This is a genomic window from Halomonas sp. 707D4, from assembly GCF_024158685.1.
In the GTDB taxonomy this organism is placed as follows: domain Bacteria; phylum Pseudomonadota; class Gammaproteobacteria; order Pseudomonadales; family Halomonadaceae; genus Vreelandella.
This window is the reverse complement of record NZ_JAMZBD010000744.1, coordinates 1-1,060: the sequence shown is the minus strand read 5'-3', so window position 1 is coordinate 1,060 and position 1,060 is coordinate 1. Positions and strand designations below refer to the sequence as shown.

Sequence of the window (1,060 nt, the reverse complement as noted above, 5' to 3'; positions counted from 1 at the left end):
CGACCGAGCGCGCCCAGAGCGACGGCGCGCCGTCGCTCTGGGCGCGCTCGGTCGTGATGCGCTGGTTGCGCTCGATGGCGCTCTCGTCGGGAAGCAGCCAGTCCATCTGCTGCTCGCCTTGCGGGCTCGCCTGGGCGCCCTGGCTGCTGGCCACCGCCACCGCCTGAGGATTCAGCCCGGTGGCCACCGCGCCGCTCGGGCGCTGGGAAGGCGGATTCTGTGCATTCTGGCCGGCCCCGCCCGCCGGGGCACCGCCGGCGCCCTGACGCAGCGCGATGGTCTGGCCGGGGTGGATCTGGTAGGGGGCACCGATATTGTTGAACGCCGCCAGTTCCCGGTAGTCCAGATCGTGCTGCCAGGCGATGCCGTAAAGGGTGTCGCCGGGCTTGACGGTGTACTGCGCAGAGCTCTCCACCGCGCGCTTGGCCTCGCTCAAATCCCTTACCTGAGGCGTGTGTGGCTGCTGGTTGGCGCAGCCGCTGATGGCCAGTGCGACCAGAGACAGTGTGAAAACCTTACGCATGCAAACCTTACTCCTTTAAACGCCGCTACGTATCGAACTGCGTGGCCTGACGAGCTGCACGCCGATTGAGCAATACTACCAGCAGAGCGCCGACGACCATAAGTGACACCACCGCCAGGATCTGGGCGGAGTCACCGGTCAGTCGGGCGTAGTCGTCCGGCAGCAGATAGCGGTGGGCCAGCGGAATCACCTGGCCCTCGGGACCCATCTGGTAACGTGTGAGTTCGCGCCAGGGCCAGAGCATCGGCAAGGAGCCGACGATGAACCCTAGCAGCAGCGCCATGGTACTGTCGTGGTGGCGCTTCAAGAGCCACCAGAGAAGCCGTGAAAAGAGCATCAGGCCGATCAGGCAGCCGATCCCGAACAGCATGATAATACCGATGTCGAGGCTTTTGATAGCCCCCATGATGGTGCCGTAGAGCCCCATGGTGAGCAGCAGGAAGCTGCCCGACACGCCGGGCAGCAGCATCGCGCTGATGGCGATGGCGCCGGCGAGCACGACGATCAGCGCCTCGTTGCCCACCAGCAGCACCAGCG

2 protein-coding genes are annotated in these 1,060 nt (G+C 65.8%); both read right to left on the bottom strand.

Translation table 11 applies throughout. The features are described from left to right. On the bottom strand, positions 1–523 hold a 523-nt coding region (locus tag BIS11_RS18390), incomplete at its 3' end, for a LysM peptidoglycan-binding domain-containing protein (protein ID WP_253586839.1). 25 nt (positions 524–548) lie between these two features. Further along, positions 549–1,060, bottom strand: a 512-nt coding sequence (locus BIS11_RS18385; RefSeq protein WP_253586838.1) for a DUF368 domain-containing protein, incomplete at its 5' end; no start/stop codon positions are given.